Annotated in this window: 18 protein-coding genes; 8 read left to right on the top strand and 10 right to left on the bottom strand. The window is 63.2% G+C overall.

Annotation, left to right across the window (positions count from 1 at the left end):
* The first annotated feature begins 65 nt into the window (after positions 1-65).
* Together OOJ09_RS25675 and OOJ09_RS25670 are read left to right on the top strand one after the other, a co-directional pair.
* A complete protein-coding gene (locus OOJ09_RS25675) occupies positions 66-2,636 on the top strand; it encodes a GcvT family protein (protein WP_269907873.1) in 2,571 nt (856 codons plus the stop codon).
* A gap of 9 nt (positions 2,637-2,645) precedes the next feature.
* A complete protein-coding gene (locus OOJ09_RS25670; RefSeq protein WP_269907872.1) occupies positions 2,646-4,001 on the top strand; it encodes a M24 family metallopeptidase in 1,356 nt (451 codons plus the stop codon).
* On the opposite strand, the gene OOJ09_RS25665 is transcribed toward OOJ09_RS25670, so the two are convergent.
* Both OOJ09_RS25665 and OOJ09_RS25660 read right to left on the bottom strand, forming a co-directional pair.
* The gene (locus tag OOJ09_RS25665; RefSeq protein ID WP_269907871.1) at positions 3,966-4,793 is read right to left on the bottom strand and encodes a phosphate/phosphite/phosphonate ABC transporter substrate-binding protein; all 828 of its coding nucleotides are present in this window, start codon (positions 4,791-4,793) and stop codon (positions 3,966-3,968) included. The two genes, OOJ09_RS25670 and OOJ09_RS25665, sit on opposite strands and share 36 nt — an antisense overlap.
* Positions 4,794-4,876: 83 nt before the next feature.
* A complete protein-coding gene (locus OOJ09_RS25660) occupies positions 4,877-5,887 on the bottom strand; it encodes a fatty acid desaturase (RefSeq protein ID WP_269907870.1) in 1,011 nt (336 codons plus the stop codon).
* 228 nt (positions 5,888-6,115) lie between these two features.
* On the opposite strand from OOJ09_RS25660, the gene OOJ09_RS25655 reads away from it, so the two are divergent.
* The gene (locus OOJ09_RS25655; RefSeq protein WP_269907869.1) at positions 6,116-6,973 is read left to right on the top strand and encodes a helix-turn-helix domain-containing protein; all 858 of its coding nucleotides are present in this window, start codon (positions 6,116-6,118) and stop codon (positions 6,971-6,973) included.
* Positions 6,974-7,086: 113 nt separating this feature from the next.
* Complete coding sequence (gene bmt, locus OOJ09_RS25650) at positions 7,087-8,109, top strand: betaine--homocysteine S-methyltransferase (RefSeq protein ID WP_269907868.1); 1,023 nt, start codon at positions 7,087-7,089, stop codon at positions 8,107-8,109.
* 18 nt (positions 8,110-8,127) lie between these two features.
* Here the strand turns inward: bmt and OOJ09_RS25645 are convergent, their stop codons facing one another.
* The 4 genes from OOJ09_RS25645 to OOJ09_RS25630 form a co-directional block, all read right to left on the bottom strand.
* Entirely contained in the window at positions 8,128-8,406 is a 279-nt protein-coding gene (locus OOJ09_RS25645; protein WP_269907867.1) for a hypothetical protein, read from the bottom strand.
* A 271-nt stretch (positions 8,407-8,677) separates the two neighbouring features.
* Positions 8,678-9,373 carry a glutamine amidotransferase-related protein gene (locus OOJ09_RS25640; protein ID WP_269907866.1) on the bottom strand — a complete coding sequence of 232 codons (696 nt, stop codon included), beginning with the start codon at positions 9,371-9,373 and terminating at the stop codon, positions 8,678-8,680.
* A gap of 164 nt (positions 9,374-9,537) precedes the next feature.
* Complete coding sequence (locus OOJ09_RS25635) at positions 9,538-11,655, bottom strand: vWA domain-containing protein (RefSeq protein ID WP_269907865.1); 2,118 nt, start codon at positions 11,653-11,655, stop codon at positions 9,538-9,540.
* A 2-nt stretch (positions 11,656-11,657) separates the two neighbouring features.
* Positions 11,658-12,218 carry an RNA polymerase sigma factor gene (locus OOJ09_RS25630; RefSeq protein ID WP_256750674.1) on the bottom strand — a complete coding sequence of 187 codons (561 nt, stop codon included), beginning with the start codon at positions 12,216-12,218 and terminating at the stop codon, positions 11,658-11,660.
* A gap of 166 nt (positions 12,219-12,384) precedes the next feature.
* Between OOJ09_RS25630 and OOJ09_RS25625 the strand changes: the two genes are divergently transcribed.
* The 4 genes from OOJ09_RS25625 (at position 12,385) to OOJ09_RS25610 (ending at position 13,977) form a co-directional block, all read left to right on the top strand.
* On the top strand, positions 12,385-12,708 hold the full coding sequence (locus OOJ09_RS25625) for an ArsR/SmtB family transcription factor (RefSeq protein WP_091575456.1): 324 nt from the start codon (positions 12,385-12,387) through the stop codon (positions 12,706-12,708).
* Complete coding sequence (locus OOJ09_RS25620; protein WP_269907864.1) at positions 12,705-13,115, top strand: SRPBCC family protein; 411 nt, start codon at positions 12,705-12,707, stop codon at positions 13,113-13,115. The genes OOJ09_RS25625 and OOJ09_RS25620 overlap by 4 nt, the downstream gene beginning before the upstream one ends.
* A gap of 57 nt (positions 13,116-13,172) precedes the next feature.
* A complete protein-coding gene (locus tag OOJ09_RS25615) occupies positions 13,173-13,394 on the top strand; it encodes a hypothetical protein (protein WP_269907863.1) in 222 nt (73 codons plus the stop codon).
* A 175-nt stretch (positions 13,395-13,569) separates the two neighbouring features.
* Positions 13,570-13,977 (top strand): DUF1801 domain-containing protein, encoded by a 408-nt coding sequence (locus OOJ09_RS25610; RefSeq protein WP_269907862.1) that lies wholly within the window; start codon positions 13,570-13,572, stop codon positions 13,975-13,977.
* A 66-nt stretch (positions 13,978-14,043) separates the two neighbouring features.
* On the opposite strand, the gene OOJ09_RS25605 is transcribed toward OOJ09_RS25610, so the two are convergent.
* The 4 genes from OOJ09_RS25605 to OOJ09_RS25590 form a co-directional block, all read right to left on the bottom strand.
* Positions 14,044-15,222, bottom strand: coding sequence for an NAD(P)/FAD-dependent oxidoreductase (locus tag OOJ09_RS25605; protein WP_269907861.1), 1,179 nt, complete (start codon positions 15,220-15,222; stop codon positions 14,044-14,046).
* Positions 15,223-15,316: 94 nt separating this feature from the next.
* Positions 15,317-16,054 carry a dienelactone hydrolase family protein gene (locus OOJ09_RS25600; protein WP_269907860.1) on the bottom strand — a complete coding sequence of 246 codons (738 nt, stop codon included), beginning with the start codon at positions 16,052-16,054 and terminating at the stop codon, positions 15,317-15,319.
* A 106-nt stretch (positions 16,055-16,160) separates the two neighbouring features.
* On the bottom strand, positions 16,161-16,850 hold the full coding sequence (locus OOJ09_RS25595; RefSeq protein WP_420107544.1) for a hypothetical protein: 690 nt from the start codon (positions 16,848-16,850) through the stop codon (positions 16,161-16,163).
* Positions 16,851-16,939: 89 nt separating this feature from the next.
* Positions 16,940-18,514 carry a trimethylamine methyltransferase family protein gene (locus tag OOJ09_RS25590; RefSeq protein ID WP_269907859.1) on the bottom strand — a complete coding sequence of 525 codons (1,575 nt, stop codon included), beginning with the start codon at positions 18,512-18,514 and terminating at the stop codon, positions 16,940-16,942.
* Between the last annotated feature and the right edge of the window lie 288 nt (positions 18,515-18,802).

Here is an 18,802-nt window from a genome sequence, read left to right as displayed (position 1 = left end):
TTTCGGCGTCGAGGCGTCGCTCGCCAAAAACCTGATTCAGTTTACGCAAAAACGGACCTATCTTGATGAAATCTCACGTAAAAGCGGTTGTCATCGGCGGCGGCGTCGTCGGCTGCTCGGTGCTCTATCACCTGGCCAAGGCTGGCTGGACCGACATCATGCTGATCGAGCGTTCGGAGCTCACCTCCGGCTCGTCCTGGCATGCGGCCGGCGGCTTCCACACGCTGAACGGCGACCCCAACGTCGCCAAGCTGCAGGCCTATACTGTGCAGCTCTACAAGGAGATCGAGGAAATTTCCGGCCAGTCCTGCTCGCTGCACCTGACCGGCGGCGTGATGATGGCCGATACGCCCGAGCGCATGGACTTCCTGCGCCTCGCCCACGCCAAGGGCCGCTATCTCGGCATGGACACCGAACTGATCACGCCGTCCGAAGCCAAGGCGATGTTCCCGCTGATGGACGAGACCAATTTCGTCGGCGCCATGTGGGACCCGGTCGAAGGCCATCTCGATCCGTCCGGCACGACGATCGCCTATTCCAAGGCGGCGAAGAAACTCGGCGCCGAGATCGTGCTGCGCAACCGTGTCGTCGAACTGACGCAGGAGGCCGACGGCACCTGGAACGTCGTCACCGAACAGGGCACGGTGAAAGCCGAGCATGTCGTCAACTGCGGCGGCCTGTGGGCGCGCGAGATCGGCCGCATGGTTGGCGTCGAACTGCCGGTGCTGGCCATGGAGCACATGTACCTCTTGACCGAGCCGATGCCGGAGGTCGAGGAATTCAACAAGTCGACCGGCCGCGAGATGATCGGCGTGCTCGACTTCAAGGGCGAGATCTACACCCGCCAGGAGCGCAACGGCATTCTGCTCGGCACCTATGAAAAGGCCTGCAAGCCGTGGTCGCCGGTCAACACGCCGTGGGATTTCGGTCATGAATTGCTCCCCCCCGACCTCGACCGCATCGCGCCATCGCTGGAGATCGGCTTCAAGCATTTCCCCGGCATCGAGAAGGCCGGCATCAAGCAGATCATCAACGGACCCTTCACCTTCGCGCTCGACGGCAACCCGCTGGTCGGCCCGGTGCAGGGCCTGACCAATTTCTGGTGCGCCTGCGCCGTCATGGCCGGCTTCAGCCAGGGCGGCGGTGTCGGCCTGGCGCTGTCGAACTGGATGGTCCATGGCGACCCAGGCTTCGACGTCTGGGGCATGGATGTCGCCCGTTTCGGCGAATGGGCGGGCCTGCGCTACACCAACGCCAAGGTGCGCGAAAATTATTCGCGCCGCTTCTCCATCCGCTTCCCCAACGAGGAACTGCCGGCGGCACGGCCGGCGCAGACGACGCCGCTCTACGACACCATGCTGGCCAACAACGCCGTCATGGGCGACAGCTGGGGACTTGAGACGCCGCTCTGGTTCGCTCCAAAGGGCAAGGAGCCGAAGGACATTGTCTCCTTCCACCGCTCCAACGACTTTGGCCCGATTGGCGAGGAAGTGCGCGCCACGCGCGAGCGCGTCGGCGTCACCGAGATCGCCAACTTCGCCAAATACGAAGTGTCGGGACCGGGAGCGGAAGAGTTCCTCAACCGGCTGATGACCAACCGCATGCCGAAGACCGGCCGCATCGTGCTGACGCCGATGATCAACGAATTTGGCAAGCTGATCGGCGACTTCACCATCGCCAAGGCGGGCGAAGACCGCTTCATGATCTGGGGCTCGTCGGCCGCGCAAAAGTACCACATGCGCTGGTTCGAGAAGCATTTGCCCAAGGACGGTTCGGTGCGCATCCACCGTTTCGACCAGACGCTGGTCGGGCTGTCGATCGCCGGGCCGAAATCCCGCGACGTGCTTCAGAAGCTGGTCGACGTCGACATTTCGACCAAGGCCTTCCGCTTCATGGATTTCCGCGAGATGGCGGTCGGCGGCGCGCCCTGCATGGTCAACCGCATCACCTACACCGGCGACCTCGGCTACGAGATCTGGATGGCGCCGGCCTACCAGCGTCTGGTGTACAAGGCCATCAAGGATGCCGGCGAGGAGTTCGGCCTCGTCGATTTCGGCATGCGCGCTTTGCTCTCCATGCGCCTCGAAAAGAACTTCCCGACCTGGTTCCGCGAATTGCGTCCGATCTACGGACCTTTCGAAGGCTCGATGGACCGCTTCATCAAGCTCGAGAAGAACGACTTCATCGGCCGCGAGGCCGCCGCAAAGGAACACGCCGAAGGACCAAAACTGCGCCGCGTCTCCTTCATCGTCGACGCTGCCGACGCCGACGTGATGGGCGACGAGCCGATCTGGGCCAAGGTCAGCAAGGACTACGGCACGGTGGAAAAGCCGCATGGCTACGGCGCGCCGCGCTTCGACGACAAGGGCAAGGAAGTGCGTGGCTCCAAAGCCGCCGAAGGCGCATCCGCCGTGCGCGGCATCGTCGACGGCGAATGGCGCGTGGTCGGCTGGGTCACGTCGGGCGGCTATGCCCACTATGTGCGGAAGTCGATGGCGCAGGGCTATGTACCGGCGGCCCTTGCCGAGGACGAAAGCGCGGGGCTGTTCGAGATCGAGATTCTTGGACATCGCCGGCCGGCCCGCATCAACGTCGAAGCGCCGTTCGACCCGAACGGCGAGAAAATGCGGACCTGAGGCGCGACCATGGACAGCGCGGTGCCAAAGGGCAGCTTTGGCCGCCATCGCAAGATCATGCCGTTCGAGCCAGGCTCGATCGAGGCTCTGCGCGACGCCTCCCGCCAGAAGGCGGCGTCTCTCAACCAGCATGTGCTCGGCTATGGCGCGCAGGCGGAAGCAGAATGGGGGGCGGCGGGCATTGCCGCTCCCGACCTGCCGGCGATGCGCAAACACCGGCTGGAGCGCATCCGCGCCGAGCTGAAGCGTCGCGGCTATGCCGGCGCCCTTCTCTACGACCCCGTCAACATCCGCTATGCGACCGATTCCACCAACATGCAGTTATGGGTGGCGCACAATCCGACGCGGCATTGTTTCGTCGCCACCGACGGGCCAGTGGTGCTGTTCGATTATTTTTCCTGCGAGCACCTGTCCGACCATTCCGGCGTCGTCGACGAGGTGCGGCCGGCCGTCTCGTGGATGTATCTCTATGGCGGCGAGCTGACGGAGCAGAAAGTCCGCCGCTGGGCAGCCGGCATCGCCGACCTGGTGAAAGAACATGGCGGCGGCAACGGCCGCATTGCGGTTGACCACATCAACCCGGAAGGCGTTGAGGAACTGGCCCGCCTCGGTATTTCGATCGGCAACGGCGAAGCGGTGATGGAAAATGCGCGGCTGATCAAATCGCCGGACGAAATCCTCGCCATGCGCCGCGCCATCGTCGCCTGCGAGGCCGCGATGGGCGAAATGGAACATGCGCTGAAGCCGGGGATTTCCGAGAACGAATTGTGGGCCGAACTCCATCGCGGCAACATCGCGCGCGGCGGCGAATGGATCGAGACACGGCTGCTGGCGTCAGGCCCGCGCACCAATCCGTGGTTCCAGGAATGCTCGTCACGCATCATCGATGCCGGCGACCTCGTCGCCTTCGACACCGACCTGATCGGCCCTTACGGCTTCTGCGCCGACCTGTCGCGCACCTGGCTGTGTGGCGACGCGCAACCCTCGAACGAACAGCGCGACCTGTTCCGCATCGCCGCCGACCAGATCGAGCACAACACGCAATTGATGCGGCCCGGCATCTCGTTCCGCGATCTGGTCGAACGCTCGGTGGTACCGCCCAGCGATTGCTTCCCGACCCGCTACGGCGTGCTCTATCACGGCGTCGGTCTGGCCGACGAATATCCGACCCTGCCGCATGCCAGCGACTGGACCGCCGATACGCCCGATGGCGTGCTCGAACCTGGCATGGTGCTGTGCGTGGAAAGCTATATCGGCAGGCTTGGCGGCCGCGAGGGCGTCAAGATCGAAGAGCAGATCCTCATCACCGACACCGGCAACGAGAAGCTTTCAACCTACCCGATGGATGCGAGGCTGCTCGGCTAGTCTGGTAATGACCTCACGGAGCGCCGTGACTGTCTTTTCCGGTGTTGTCCTCGCGGTGATGAACGGCAGGCCTTTGCGCCGTCCGGTCCAGCCAACGATTATGACTTTCCGCGCCGCCGGCTCGAAGCGCTGCGCCAGCGCCCAGCTTTCGCAATCGATCGCCGCTACATCCGCCTTGCCTTCGGCCACGGCGACAATCGAGCTTCGGTGACCGCCGCTTTCGCTGCGCGACGAAAAGATATCAGGACTTTCGCCCATCGCTTCCAGATCGCGCGTCAGCCCGATGAGGCCCGACATGGAATCGAGGTTGTTGAAGGTGAAGCGCTTGCCGCGGATCAGATCGAGCGGGATGAGAGCACTGCCGTCCGCAGGCGATCGAGTCTTCGGCCCCTCGCCTGTCCGCATGATCACCGCACTCGAATAAAGCTCGCCCTGCCCGCCTTCATAGGCGTCGTAGCTTGGCTGGGCGACCACCTGCACATGGCTGGACAGGCCGAGTTCCATCGGTCCCCAGCAGGTCTGCGCGAACAGCAGCGCCGGGTGCAGCCACAATTTGTGGAAATCGAGTTCGTCCGGCGGCAATGTCGCCGGATCGGGCGCGATCAAAGCTCCCTGGGCATCACGAATGCCGCCCGGAACCGGCGGCAGGTCGCCATTGCGGCGTGTGATGGTTTGCGGCGCGTCGATACCCTTCTGCCTGAAGGCATCGCGCAGCAGCGCCCATTGGGCGTCGACCTCGTCGCGCACTTCAGGCCAGTCATACATCGGCAACGCCGCAACCAATTCGCTCATGCCGGAATCTGACCGTTATGTCCTGGATTGAAGGGAACCGACCGAAGCCAGTCTAGCAGGCAGCACCAGCTTGCCGCAAAAACTCACTCCTTAGGTGGCTCGGCCGGGACCGGCGCGCTGCCAAGCCCGTTGATGCTGCGGGCCCTGACGCGCGGCTTGAAGGCTCTGCCTGGCTCCGGTGCGCGCCGCAGGACCGGATGCACGATCGGCTCCTTCGCCTTGAAAGCATAGGCTTTGACCAGCGCGAAATAGTTCGGATAGGCGTAGCCATTGTTCATCCGCAGCCATTCGTCACGGCGGTCGCGAAACAGCTTTGGCAGCCGGTACCAGGCCACTGTCGGGCTCTTGTGGTGGATGAAGTGCAGATTGTTGTTGAGGAACAGGAACGACAGCGGCGAGCGCTCGACGATCACCGTGCGGCCCTCCGGGTGCTCGGACCATTGATGCTCCGCGAAGGTGCGAATCGAAATCAGCGACTGGCCGAGCCAAACCGGGACCAGGATATAGAGCCACAGCGGGATGCCGAAGCCGAACTGAACGATCGGCACCACGATGGCGAGGCCGATCGCGTGCAGCAGCCACGCCTTGCGGATCGCCTTGTCCCCGGCCATCACCTGCCTGGCGTCGTCGATGAAGAAGCCGATGCAGGACAGCCAGGGGCCGAGCACCAGACGACCAGCCATGGTGTTGTTGATCTTGAGCAGGAATTTCATCAGCGGCGGCAGTTCCTCATGCAGCCAGAGCGCCTGGTAGTAGCTTTCCGGATCGTCCAGAGGATCGGTCAGCCGCTCGTCGGCGTGGTGGCGCAGATGAATGGTCTTGAAGCGGCGGAACGGCCAGGCGAGACCGATCGGCAGGAAGACAAAGGCTTCGTTGGCCAGCGCGTTGCGCGTCGGATGGCCATGCAGCACTTCGTGCATGAGCGAGGATTGCAGCGCGGCGGTAAAACCAAGGATGGCGAGCGCCAGGGTGGGATAAGAGGGCCAGAGCAGGAAGCCGGTGGCGAGCCATGTTCCGTAACAGAAGAAAGCGAGAACCACGGTTGGCCACTCGATGGCCGGTATGCTGCGTTGCCTGATGCTCTTGCTCGTCATGCTATCGACCACTGCCCCTCAGTCGCCGGAATCCCTGTTGATTCCTGACAGCATTGTGTCAGGAGTGTTGAGTTGCAGCAACGCGACAACGCGCACAAACTGTTGCGATTGCGCATTTTTAGTCGCACATGTTGCACATTGTAAACAGACTAGGGATTCATTTACGCCTGAGGCAGCTTTGGAGAGGCTTCGGCGCAAATTTTTCCTCAATCGGATTGGAGCAACGGCATGGACAAGCGCGACCTGTCGACCGTCTTCCGCGAACGCCTCAAAATGCTCTTGACACGGTCCGACCTCAACCAGTCGGCCTTCGCAACGGCGGTCGGCATCGACCGCTCGGCGCTCTCGCAGCTGCTGTCGGGCGCCTCGACCCGCCTGCCCCGCGCCGAGACGCTGCTCAACATCGCCGCCGAGTTCAAGGTGTCGCTCGACTGGCTTCTCGGCCTCAGCCAGGACGAGGGCCTCACCGGCGAAATCCGCGAAAGCCTGGAGATCGAGGAGGCGCCCGACGGCTTCGACCGCACGCTGCTGGCCAAATGGCACGCCGAGGCGGCCGGCACCAAGATCCGTTACGTGCCGGCCGGAATTCCGGATCTTCTGCGCACCGAGGCACTGGTCGACTACGAGGCGGGCATCGCCAACAAGAGCCGCCTGGCGCAGGCCGGCGAAACGCAATACCGCATCGACTACAACCGGCGGCCGGAAACCGACATGGAGGTCTGCATGCCGCGCCACACGCTGGAGATCTTCGCGCGCGGGCTGGGTGTGTGGGACCGTTTTCCGGAAGCCGACCGCCGCGCCCAGCTGCTGCACATGGCGACATTGCTCGACGACCTTTACCCGACCTTCCGCCTGTTCCTCTATGACGGACGCATGCGCTATTCGATCCCCTACACCATCTTCGGGCCCTATCGCGCCGCCATCTACGTCGGCGACATGTATCTGGTGCTCAACGCCACCCAGCCGATCCAGACGCTGATCCGCCACTTCGACAATCTGATCCGCGCCGCCGACATCAACGCGCATGAATCCGCCGGCTTCGCGCAAAGGCTGGCGGGCATGTCGTTCCCATCAGGCACTGTCTGAGTTCCGTGCGAGGGCGTCCGCATAGGCAACGCCGCCACCACCGCTATTTCATTGACTACACATAAAGACTTCTTTATATCCTTACCCGACTTTGAAACATGAAAGCCAATCCGATGACGACGACCAACCCGATCGATGCGCTGCTGGCTGAAAAGGGCGTGCTGCTGGCCGATGGCGCCACCGGCACCAATCTGTTCGCCATGGGGCTGGAGGCCGGCGAGGCGCCCGAGTTGCTGAACGAGACGGCGCCCGACACCATCACCAGCCTGCATCAGAATTTCGTCGATGCCGGCGCCGACATCATCCTCACCAATTCCTTCGGCGGCACCCGTCACCGGTTGAAGCTGCATCATGCGCAGGATCGCGTGCACGCGCTCAACAAGCGCGCCGCCGAAATTGCCCGCGCCGTTGCCGACAAGGCCGGCCGCAGGGTGATCGTCGCCGGCTCTGTCGGCCCGACCGGCGAGTTGCTGGTTCCGCTTGGTGCCATGACCTATGACGAGGCGGTCGACGCCTTCGCCGAGCAGATCGAGGGTCTCAAGGCCGGCGGCGCCGAAGTCGCCTGGATCGAGACCATGTCGGCCCCCGACGAGATCCGGGCCGCCGCCGAAGCCGCCATACGCGTCGGCCTGCCCTACACCTACACCGGGTCCTTCGACACCGCCGGCCGCACCATGATGGGGCTGCTGCCGAAGGATATCCACGGGGTCGTTGATGGCCTTTCCGAAGCGCCGCTTGGCGTCGGCGCCAATTGCGGTGTCGGCGCGTCCGACATCCTCGCTTCGCTGCTCGACATGACCGAGGCGAAGCCGGAGGCGACGGTGATCGTCAAGGGCAATTGCGGCATCCCCGAATTCCGTGGCACCGAGATCCATTATTCCGGCACGCCGGAACTGATGGCCGACTATGTGCGCCTTGCCGTCGATGCCGGCGCGAAAATTGTCGGCGGCTGCTGCGGCACGTCGTTCCAGCACCTTGCCGCCATGCGCAAGGCGCTCGACGCGCACACCAAGGCGGATCGCCCGACTGTTGCCGCGATCGTCGAGCGCATCGGTCCGATGCGCAACAAGGTGGCGACGGAAAACACCGCCGAGACCAGCGAAGCCCGTCGCGAGCGTCGCCGCGGCCGGGGCTGACGCGATTCGTCTTTTCGATTATTCGCTGTTGTCGGCGTAGCTTGACTGCGCCGACTTGAAGTCGGTACCCGCACCGACCGCATCGCTGCGCATCGTCATCAGCGCGCCGGAAGCGCTCGGGTCGGTGATCTGCTCCAGCATGACGCGAAAGCGGTCGTTGTTCAGTGCCGACATGGCGGTGTTACGGGCAGCGGCGACATCGTCCCTGATACGTCTGGTTTCCTCGGACGGCGCGGACGAGGCAGCCGATATGCCCCTTACCGTCGGCGTCGGGCTCGCAACATTCCTGATCAGCAATTCCGGCCCCCTCAAGCCCAAACCATGAGGTATTTCATAGCAAGCAGGAATTGCGATCCAGTTCCGGAAAAACCGTGCAATTTAACGATCTGCGCATAGCCCCGACTCCACGGGGCCGCGTCAGCGAACATCGGTATCGTTTTTTAATGACCTCGATTGGGGAACGGATGCAAAAGGCGTTCGATGCGCATACTCGGCGTATGGACCACCCTTGGCTGCGATCGTCGGACGAAACCAGCTGATCCCGCCGCGAGCACCGGCCTGGATGCGGCTAAATCAACGGTGGAAAAAGCTTCCGCAAGAACCCGTGGAACCAGGCCGCTTGCGCGGCGTCGTGCAGGCTCATGAGCCGATCCTGTTCCTCGCGCGTCTGTGCACCCGGCTTGCCATAGTTCGCGCCCGGACGATTTTGCACGCGCCCAAAACCGGTCGGCGTGACCTCCGCATGGAATTGCAGTCCGTAGATCTTGTCGCCGATGCGGAAAGCCTGATTGGGAAACAGGGCGCTCGAGGCGAGGTGCTCGGCGCCGTCCGGCAGTTCAAAGCCATGCCAATGGGATTGTGTCACATAGATCGGCGCAGGCAGGAAATCTTCGGCGCCCGCGGCCGGATAGAGTGGATAATAGCCGAATTCATGCATGCCGGTCGCTGGCGGGCCAACATGCGCACCGCGATGCCACGCAATCTGCTGCGCACCTTGGCAGATACCGAACAACGGAATATCGGAATTCATGCAGAAGTCGATAAACCGGTACTCGTCCAGCAAGAATGGATGCAGCGCCGTATCGTAGACGTTGTACATGCCGCCATAGACCACGCCGCCCGCGACAGCGTCGTCCGCATCCAGCGCCTCTCCGGCATAGGCCCGACGCAAGACCGGCTCGTAGCCGTTTTGCCGGAGATAGGCGAAAACACGGTCGTCCGCCGGCTCGTCGCCGTGCCGCACCAGAATAACACGTTTCGTCATGGCTCAGCCTTTCATCTCGCCGATGAATGGGTGACGGCAGGCCGCGTTGCAACAAAAAAAGGCCGGCAAGGGAATGAATCCCTCGCCGGCCTGCCTCACCCGCCCGTGGGTCGGTTTCCCCTATCAGAACGATCCCATCTGAAAGAAACCGGCCGTCATCACCACTACCGGTTACCGCCCAGCGCCGAGGCAAGGCGCACAAGCGAGAGGAACTCGGACCTGTACCCAAACGGGTCGGCTCCTCGAGCGGCAGTGGCGATCTCCATGATCTTGTCGTAACCGAACTTCGCGGTCGCATCCTCGTCGCGCAGCTTCTGGCCGAAGGCCGCGACTGCAACCGAGAACCGCTGATCGGTGCTGGCCTGGTCGAAGGACGCGACCTCGTTGGCTGACGTCACCGGCGTGGTGATCAACTTCGAAACGTCCTCGTTTGGCAGCTTGTAGCGGATCTTGACGAAGGCATATTCGTCCGCATTGGCGACGCCGCCATTGTTGACCGTCGCCTGGCCATAGCGCAGCGGATCGATCTGCTCGCCACCGCTGCCCTTCGGCGTGACCTCGTAGATCGCGGTGACCGAATGGCCCGAGCCGATATCGCCGGCATCGACGCGGTCATCGTTGAAGTCTTCGCGGTTGAGCGCCCGGGTCTCGTAGCCGATCAGGCGATATTCGGAGACCTTGTTCGGGTTGAACTCGACCTGGATCTTCACGTCCTTGGCAATGGGGAACAGCGTCGAAGACGCGTCTTCGACCAGCACCTTCTCCGCCTCGGCCAGCGTGTCGATATAGGCTGCCGTGCCGTTGCCGTTCTGGGCAATGGTCTGCATCATCTGGTCGTTCAGATTGCCGCGGCCGAAGCCGAACACCGACAGGAAGACCCCGGTCTTGCGCTCGCTTTCGATCAACCGCTTCAGGTCGTCGTCGTCGGTCTGTCCGACATTGAAGTCGCCGTCGGTGGCGAGCATCACCCGGTTGACGCCGTCCTTGATGAAGGACTGCTGGGCAAGCTTGTAGGCCTCCTTGATGCCGGCCTCACCGGCGGTCGAGCCACCGGGCTGCAGATTGTCGATGGCGTTGAGGATCTTGTCCTTCTCGGCAACCTTGGTCGGCATCAGCACGGTGCCGGCATCGCCCGCATAGGTGACGATCGAGATGGTGTCGTCGGCTTTCAGCTTGCTGACCAGCAACCGGAACGCCGACTTGAGCAGCGGCAATTTGTCGGGCTCGTCCATCGAGCCTGAAACGTCGATCAGGAACACCAGATTGGCCTTGGGCTGTTCCGTCGGCTTGAGGTCGAAGCCCTTGATGGCGACGTGCATCAGCTTGGTGTGCGCGTTCCAGGGCGTCGGCATGACGCTGACCGTCGAGTTGAACGGCGTCGACGCCGAGTCCGGCCCCTTCCAGTCATAGGGGAAGTAGTTGATCATCTCCTCGACGCGCACCGTGTCGGCCTGCGGCACGAAGCCTTGCTTCAGCGAACTGCGCACGAAGGAATAGGACGCCGTGTCGACATCGATCGAGAAGGTCGAGACCGGGTCTTCCAATGCGGCATGCACTGGATTGGTCTTGAAATCCTGGACGCGGTCGCGGTTCTCCTCCTGAGGCGCGATCTGGTCGGCCGGCGCCATTGCCGGCTGCTGCGGCGCCATCAGCTTGGACTCGGCCGCGGGCATGCGGGCGACCCGCGATGTGCTGGGCGTGCTTACAGTTCCGTCCAGTGCGAATTCACCCGTCGGCGCCGGCGGTGCCGGCTCGGCCACCACCCCGCGCTCCGCGGCAGTCTGCTGAGCTGAGCCACCGGCAACGGTCGATTCGGACTTCGGCGTGGCCGGCGCCACAAGCGCATCCGTAGCGTCGCGGCTTTCCGCGTCCGCGTCGGCCTTCTTGTCCTTAGCCAGCTCGGTGGGAACCGGCTTCGGCTCGGCGGTCGTCGGCTTGATGGTCGCCGGCTTGTCGGCCAGCGTCTCGGTGATCTTCTCGTCGCCGCCGAATTTGGGCGGCTGTTCCCTCAGCAGATGGAAGGTGGCGTATCCGGCGATCGGCAGGGCGACGAGCCCGGCAATGGCCGGCGTGGCGAAAAGTTTCTTTTGCATGATCTCGCTCCAGAGCTTTTGTGCTCGCTCTGTGAGACGAAGACCGCCAATCGATCCTTGGGTGACAGCGGAAATATTTTCTTGCTCGTAGGCACGCATGGCGGCCTCGAAAGCACGCGCCTTGGCATCCTGGGCAGGGGCCGGCGCGGCGATGTCGCGCAGTCTGTTGAGTTCGTTGTCGTCGACCATGGTCACACTTCCCCGGCCGAGCGCATGAGCGTCTTCAGCCGTTTCTTCGCTTCATGGATGTGCCAGGAAACCGTCGTCTCCGAGATCGCCATCGCCTCCGCGGCGGCCGCGTGGCTCAAGCCCTCGCCATAGACAAGCAGCACGGCATCGCGCTGCTTGTCCGGCAGTTGCCGCACCGCCGCCCACAGCGCCTCGGCCGGGTCTTCCGGTTCGGCCGAAGCCTCGCCCGAAATCAGCGCATGAACGCCGTAGGCCTCGGTTTTGGCCATGTCGCGGGCCGACTTGCGCATCATGTCGCGCGCGGCGTTCAAGGTGACGGAGTAAAGCCATGTCGTGAAGGCGCCGCCACCGCGATAGTCGCGGATCGCCCGGCCGAGCCGGACGCAGACTTCCTGGGCGATGTCCTCGGCATCCGCCTTCTTGCCGCACCAGCGATAGGCGGCGCGATAGACGAAGTCGTAGTGCCTTTCCAGCAATTTGCCGAAGGCCCCCCTGTCTCCGCCCTTCGCCCGCCCGATCAGTTCGGCGTCGGAGGCTTCGCTCTCATCCAGCATCATCGCCATCATTTGCCTGTTGGACGAAGGCTAATGGCGATTCCTTGGGGCGATGGAAAGATTTTTTTGGAAACAGCCGGATCGTGACCGTCGACGCCCAGAAACGTTCCTGCTTGACTTATACATATCTCCACGGTTATACGTCGATCAATAGCCAAAGAGTTATCGATCCCAAATGACGAACGCGCACGATATGCTGTTCAGAACGCTCGCCGATCCCACGCGTCGGGCGATCTTCGAGCGCCTGTGCCGGGAGGGCGAGCAGACAGTCGGAGCCCTGACAGCGCAGTCTGGGGTCTCCCAGCCGGCGGTGTCAAAACATCTCGGCCTTCTCAGGCAAGCCGGCCTGGTGCGGGACCGCCATGAGGGACGACAGACCCACTACAGCGCCCAGCTCGCCGCGCTGGCGCCGCTGACCGACTGGACGAACCAGATGAACGCGTTCTGGCAGAGCCGGTTCGACGACCTCGAAAATTTGCTCAAAAGAATGGATCAATGACCAACACTGCCACCGAAACGCGCTCCGTCGTTGTCGAACGTGAGATACCGTATCCGCCGGAAAAGATCTGGCGCGCGCTCACCCAACCGCACCTGATCGAGGAGTGGCTCATGAAGAACAACTTCAAGCCAGTCGTGGACCACCGTTTCAATCTTAGCGCGGACTGGGGCGGCGTCGACTGTCAGGTCCAGACGGTCGAGCCCAACAAGACGCTGTCCTATACCTGGGACACCAAGGATCTCGAGAGCGTGGTCACCTGGACGCTCACGGCTACGAGCACGGGAACGCACTTGCGCATGGAGCAGACCGGCTTCCGGTCGGATCAGCAGCCCTACTACCGCGGCGCCACGGTCGGATGGCCGAGGTTCCTCGCAGCCCTGGAAGAGGTCCTGGCGCGGATGGATTGAAACCCGCCGGCAAGCGGATCGCTGATCCGCTTCGGCTCGTTTTGACGGGAGGTCTCATTGGACTGGAACTATTGGGTTCGGCAAATTCATCGCTGGCTGTCGATCATCTTTACGCTGACCGTCATCGCCAACTTCGTCGCCATGGCATTGGGGCAGCCTCCCGCCTGGGTGGTCTACTCGCCGCTCTTGCCGCTCTTCTTGCTGCTGTTCAGCGGCTTGTACATGTTCGTGCTGCCGTATGTCGCCAAGGGACGCGGCGCGCAGCGTGCGAGCGGATAGGAATGGGCGGAATGGCCAGGACGCAAGGGCAATCGACCAAGGTCGCGGCCAAGGCCGGCTCGACCCTCGCCCAGCCGAACGACACCTGCGGCAACCGCGTTCAAATCACCCGGTTGGCGCACTGGTGACGGGCGGCAATTGAGACGCGGCGAGACACGGGAATTCGAGGTGCCCAGTGACTCCATCGGAACAGATCGACCAGTTGATTGCGGGACTGACGGACTGGCGGGGCAAAACGCTCGCCAGCGTCCGCAAGACCTTCCTTGAAGCCGACACGGAGATCATCGAGGAGTGGAAGTGGATGGGCAGCCCGGTATGGTCCCGCGACGGGATCGTCGCGATCGGCAACGCCCACAAGGACAAGGTGAAGCTCACCTTTTCCCACGGCGCCAGCCTGCCCGATCCCGACAAGCTGTTCAACAACGGTTTTGGCGGCAAGGTGTGGCGAGCGATCGATCTCTTCGAGGGTGACAAGATCGACGAGAGTGCTCTGAAAGAGCTCGTCCGCGCCGCCGTCGATTACAACACGGCCAGAACGAAGAAGAAAGCGCCCGCGTCTGCACGGGCGAAGGTACAGAAGTAACAAGATCAAGCGCGCGACGACGAAGCCACGGCGACGGCCAAGCCGGCCAAGGTGAGCGCTTTGATCTTACGCCGCCTGCCCCGCCACCCAGCCCGACGACCATGCCCACTGGAAATTATAGCCACCCAGCCAACCCGTGACATCGACGGCTTCGCCGATGAAGAACAGGCCCGGCACGGATTTCGCCTGCATTGTCTTCTGGTCAAGCCCGCTGGTGTCCACCCCGCCAAGCGTCACTTCGGCGGTGCGGTAGCCCTCCGAGCCGGCCGGCTTGATACGCCAGTCGTTGACCGCGGCATCGACGGTTTTTATCTGGGCATCCGAAAGATCGGCGAGATTGCCGTCGATTCCGGTGCGCTCGGCGATTGATTGTGCAAGTCGTTTCGGCAGATGATTTGCCAGCACCGTCTGCACCGCTTGCCGCCCATTGCCGCGCTTGGCGGCGCGAATGAGGTCAGCCACATCCACCCCCGGCAGCATGGTGATGCGGATTTCGTCGCCCTCGCGCCAATAGGACGAGATTTGCAGGATGGATGGACCGCTGACGCCGCGATGCGTGAACAGCATCGCTTCTGAAAACCGCGCCTTGCCGCAAGCGACTTCCGCGTCGACGGCATTGCCGGCCAATGGCGCCAGCCGTTCGAGCGTTTTTGCGTCGAAGGTCAGCGGCACCAGCGCCGGCCGCGTTTCGACAATGGCAAGGCCAAACCGTTCGGCAAGCTCATAGCCAAAGCCCGTCGCCCCCATCTTGGGGATCGACTTGCCGCCGCACGCCACGACCAGGGACTGACACGCGACCGTGCCGGTGGAGAGAGTGAGCACGAACCCTTCAGAAGTCTTGCGGACATCCTTCACCTCGGTTGACAGTACCAGCTCCGCGCCCCTGCCCTGCATTTCCGAGACCAGCATGTCGATGATCTGGCGCGCGGAGCCGTCGCAGAACAGTTGCCCCAGCGTCTTCTCGTGATAGGCGATACGGTGGCGTTCCACGAGCGCGATGAAGTCGCGCTGCGTATAGCGGCTGAGCGCCGAAATGCAGAAATGCGGATTCGCCGACAGAAAATTCTTGGGGCTGGCGTGGATGTTGGTGAAATTGCACCGGCCACCGCCGGAGATCCGGATCTTTTCGCCAGGCATCGCGGCGTGATCGAGGATCAGCACCGAACGGCCGCGCTTGGACGCCTCCAAGGCGCACATCATTCCGGCGGCACCGGCGCCGATGATCACGACATCATAGGATTGCATCAGGCTAATCGTTCCCGCTCGACCGGCCCCGTTTTGGCAGGCCGCGCCAATCGTGCAGTCTCTAGCCGTTCAGGGCGACTGCAGGCAACGCGTTTTAGATCAGCGTCTCGGCGAAGAACGTCGTCAATCGCTTCCAGTGGCGCTCGGCGCCGGTCGCATCGAAGACGCTGTGGTCCGGCACGCACCAGCCATGCGCCATGCCGGCATAGTTCTCGATCGTGTGGTCGACTTCCGCAACCCGCAGCGCCTCGGCCAGTCGCGCTGACTGTTCCGGCGGGAAACTCCTGTCGACACCCGCCATGCCGACATAGAGACGCGCCTTGATCGATGCTGCCTTGCGATGCGGGCTGTCGGCGGCATCGCTTGCGAGGTTGCCGCCATGGAAACTGGCGGCGGCCTTGATCCTGTCCGGATAGGCCACGGCGGCATTGAGCGCCCGCGCACCGCCCATGCAATAGCCGACGGTGCCGATCGGCCCGGTAACACCTTCGCCGGCGAGCGCGTCGAGAAACGCGGCGCCGTCGCTGATGGTCATCGCTTGCGTCGTACCGCTGACCAGCGCCATCAGCGCTGCCTTGGTCGTTTCCTGGACAAAGGCGGTCTTGGCGTCAAACGGACCGTAAGGCGCATTGCGATAGAAAAGATCCGGTACCAGCACCGCGTAGCCCTCGTTCGCCAGCCGCTCGGCCATGCCATGGAGCGCCGGCCGCGGACCGAAGGCGTCCATGTAGAGGATGACGCCGGCCTTGGCCGGGGACGCGACCGACGGGCGGAACAGCCCGGCCTTTGCCGTGCCGTCATTGGTCTTGATCTGAAGGTCCTGCTGCGTCATTGCCCGCTCCGTTCACCGGTTGCGCGATACATATCCGCGCGAGCCGCCAGGGCAAGGCGTTCCCTGAACCTTGCAGTCAACATTTCGTGCAACGTCGCGTGACGAGTTACAGCCCGGCGAATGCCGCCATGTGGAAGGCCTGGACCTCGGGGGGATAACGATAGTCCGCGCCGTAAGGGCAGGCATTGCGGTCGAGACAGCCGCCGGTTCGGCAAGCCGCCCCGTCCGCGCCACGCACATGTGCCAGACAGGCCCGATGCGCAAAGCCGTCGGCCGAATAGGCCTCGACCGGACAGGATTTCAGGCAAGGCTTGTCGGCACATGCATCGCAAAGGTGAATCGCTTCGCTAGCTTCCTGAAGCGCGATCGCTTCCTCGAACAGCAGCGCACCGCGATAGGCGTGCCAGAGCCCATATTGCGGATGCATGAGGATACCGAGCGGCGACGGCTTCAGCCCTTCCGCCCGCATCGCCCATTGCTGGAACGGCAGATAGGGCTTGTCTGAGGGCGAGACCGCCCGCCCTCCGAATGTCTCCGCAACGTCGCCGATGACCTGCCGCGACCAGCTGTCCAGCGGATTGGCGATCACCTGTGGTTGCTGCTCGCGCCAGCGCAGGAAGTGCGCCCAGGGTGCCGCGCCCGCCTGCCCCACCAGCAGCACGGATTTGGCTGGCGCGCCAGATGGGCCGTGTGGTGCTTCCTCGCAGTCCGCGAAAGTGAAGCCGCCGCGAAGGATGAGGCCGTTGGCGGAAAGCGCAGCCGCCAGATCTTCCACCCGGCCGCGCACAGCAATCATTCCTTCTTGACCGGATCGGAGAAAGCGCTCCGCCAGACTTCCTTGTGGATGATGTTGGCGACTTTAGCCCCGCCTGACTCGGGCTCCTTTCAAGTGAAGGCGTCGGGCATCGACCCCTTCTTCTTGGCGATGAAGTCCTTCAACGCTTCGTCGATGGCCGGGTCGAGATACGGCGCCTCGTAGCTTTCCAGCCAGCGGCGGGCGAGCTCATTGGCGCGCTGCGGCGCGGTTTTCTCGCCCTCGGCCAGCCACTGCTCGTAGGAATTGTTGTCGGCGATGTTGGAACGGTAGAAGGCGGTCTGGAAATTCGCCTGGGTGTGGTCGCAGCCGAGATAGTGGCTGCCCGGACCGACCTGGCGGATGGCATCCATCGCCTGGCCGTTTTCCGACAGGTCGATGCCTTCGGAGAACTTCTGCGTCATGCCGAGCTGGTCGATGTCCATCATGAACTTTTCGTAGCAGGACGCCAGCCCACCCTCGAGCCAGCCGGCCGAGTGTAGAACGAAATTGGTGCCGGCCAGGATGGTCGAGTTCAGCGTGTTGGCACTCTCGTAAGCCGCCTGCGCATCCGGGATCTTCGAAGCGCACAGCGAACCGCCGGTGCGGAACGGCAGGCCGAGACGGCGCGCAAGCTGCGCCGCGCCATAGGAGACCAGCGACGGCTCCGGTGTGCCGAAGGTCGGCGCCCCGGACTGCATCGAGATGGAGGAAGCAAAGGTGCCGAACAGCACCGGTGCACCCGGGCGGATCAGCTGCGTGAACGACGCGCCGGCCAGCACCTCGGCCAGCACCTGCGTCAGCGTGCCGGCAACCGTGACCGGGCTCATCGCGCCGGCGAGGATGAACGGCGTGACGATGCAGGCCTGGTTATGGCGCGCATAGACCTTCAGCGCGCCGAGCATGGTCTCGTCGAACACCATCGGCGAGTTGGCGTTGATCAGGCTGGTCAGCACGGTGTTGTTTTCGACGAAATCGTCGCCGAACACGATCTTGGCCATCGCCACCGTATCCTCGGCGCGCTCCGGCGCCGTCACCGATCCCATGAACGGCTTGTCCGAATATTTTATGTGCGAATAGATCATGTCGAGATGGCGCTTGTTGACCGGCACGTCGACCGGCTCGCACACCGTGCCGCCCGAATGGTGGATGGACGGCGCCATGTAGGCGAGCTTCACGAAATTCTGGAAATCCTCGATCGTCGCGTAGCGCCTGACGCCATCGAGGTCGCGCACGAAGGGCGGACCATAGACCGGTGCGAAGACAGTGGCGTTGCCGCCGATCTGCACCGAGCGTTCCGAATTGCGGGCATGCTGGGTGTAGACGGACGGGGCGGTCTTGAGCAGCGAGCGGCAGAGGCCTTTGGGGAAATGCACGCGCTCGCCCTTGACGTCGGCGCCGGCTTCTTTCCACAGCTGCAGCGCTTCCGCATCGTCGCGGAAGATGATGCCGATCTCTTCCAGCACCGTGTCGGTGTTCTTCTCGATCAGCGTCAGGCCTTCCTCGTCGAGCACCTCGTAGACGTTGATCTTGCGCTTGATGTAGGTGAGTTGGGTGCCGGGACCGCCGCCCGAACGCGCCGCACGCCGGGCGGCAGCCCCACCGCTGGCACCGCGTCCGCGCCGCGCGTTTGACGCCTCTTGGTCGACTGCCGCGTGCTCGCTCATGATCGCTCTTCCCTGAATATCGCCTGGCCCGACTACGGACAGGTCCGGAACCGTTGCGGCCGCATATCGCCGCTGCTTGCCGGATCGTAGTCATGCACCCTATTCGAAACGGCCCGTCAGCGCCAACGCCTGTCGCAAAATCGACAAGAAATCCAATAGATTTGCGGTCGCTTTCCTTTTGCGGGAAGTCGCAAATCAGCTATGGATGCATGCCCTTAGCGGGTTAGGTATGAACGCGAATATTTTGTGCTTTGCGACACGGTCGCGATGCCGGCAGGAGCCCGATAC

The sequence above is a fragment of the Mesorhizobium qingshengii genome, from assembly GCF_027563465.1.
In the GTDB taxonomy this organism is placed as follows: Bacteria; Pseudomonadota; Alphaproteobacteria; order Rhizobiales; family Rhizobiaceae; genus Mesorhizobium; species Mesorhizobium qingshengii_A.
Note: the sequence above shows the minus strand (reverse complement) of the source record. Positions and strands in the feature narration are given on the sequence as shown.

Excerpts from the sequence above, each read along its gene's own strand:
- OOJ09_RS25600 (WP_269907860.1), bottom strand. The coding sequence starts at position 16,054 with ATGACGCAGCAGGACCTTCAGATCAAGACCAATGACGGCACGGCAAAG.
- OOJ09_RS25625 (WP_091575456.1), top strand. The coding sequence starts at position 12,385 with ATGACGAACGCGCACGATATGCTGTTCAGAACGCTCGCCGATCCCACG.
- OOJ09_RS25620 (WP_269907864.1), top strand. The coding sequence starts at position 12,705 with ATGACCAACACTGCCACCGAAACGCGCTCCGTCGTTGTCGAACGTGAG.
- OOJ09_RS25675 (WP_269907873.1), top strand. The coding sequence starts at position 66 with ATGAAATCTCACGTAAAAGCGGTTGTCATCGGCGGCGGCGTCGTCGGC.
- OOJ09_RS25640 (WP_269907866.1), bottom strand. The coding sequence starts at position 9,373 with ATGACGAAACGTGTTATTCTGGTGCGGCACGGCGACGAGCCGGCGGAC.
- OOJ09_RS25635 (WP_269907865.1), bottom strand. The coding sequence starts at position 11,655 with ATGGTCGACGACAACGAACTCAACAGACTGCGCGACATCGCCGCGCCG.
- OOJ09_RS25655 (WP_269907869.1), top strand. The coding sequence starts at position 6,116 with ATGGACAAGCGCGACCTGTCGACCGTCTTCCGCGAACGCCTCAAAATG.
- OOJ09_RS25665 (WP_269907871.1), bottom strand. The coding sequence starts at position 4,793 with ATGAGCGAATTGGTTGCGGCGTTGCCGATGTATGACTGGCCTGAAGTG.
- OOJ09_RS25660 (WP_269907870.1), bottom strand. The coding sequence starts at position 5,887 with ATGACGAGCAAGAGCATCAGGCAACGCAGCATACCGGCCATCGAGTGG.
- OOJ09_RS25590 (WP_269907859.1), bottom strand. The coding sequence starts at position 18,514 with ATGAGCGAGCACGCGGCAGTCGACCAAGAGGCGTCAAACGCGCGGCGC.
- OOJ09_RS25605 (WP_269907861.1), bottom strand. The coding sequence starts at position 15,222 with ATGCAATCCTATGATGTCGTGATCATCGGCGCCGGTGCCGCCGGAATG.
- OOJ09_RS25670 (WP_269907872.1), top strand. The coding sequence starts at position 2,646 with ATGGACAGCGCGGTGCCAAAGGGCAGCTTTGGCCGCCATCGCAAGATC.
- bmt (WP_269907868.1), top strand. The coding sequence starts at position 7,087 with ATGACGACGACCAACCCGATCGATGCGCTGCTGGCTGAAAAGGGCGTG.
- OOJ09_RS25630 (WP_256750674.1), bottom strand. The coding sequence starts at position 12,218 with ATGGCGATGATGCTGGATGAGAGCGAAGCCTCCGACGCCGAACTGATC.
- OOJ09_RS25595 (WP_420107544.1), bottom strand. The coding sequence starts at position 16,850 with ATGATTGCTGTGCGCGGCCGGGTGGAAGATCTGGCGGCTGCGCTTTCC.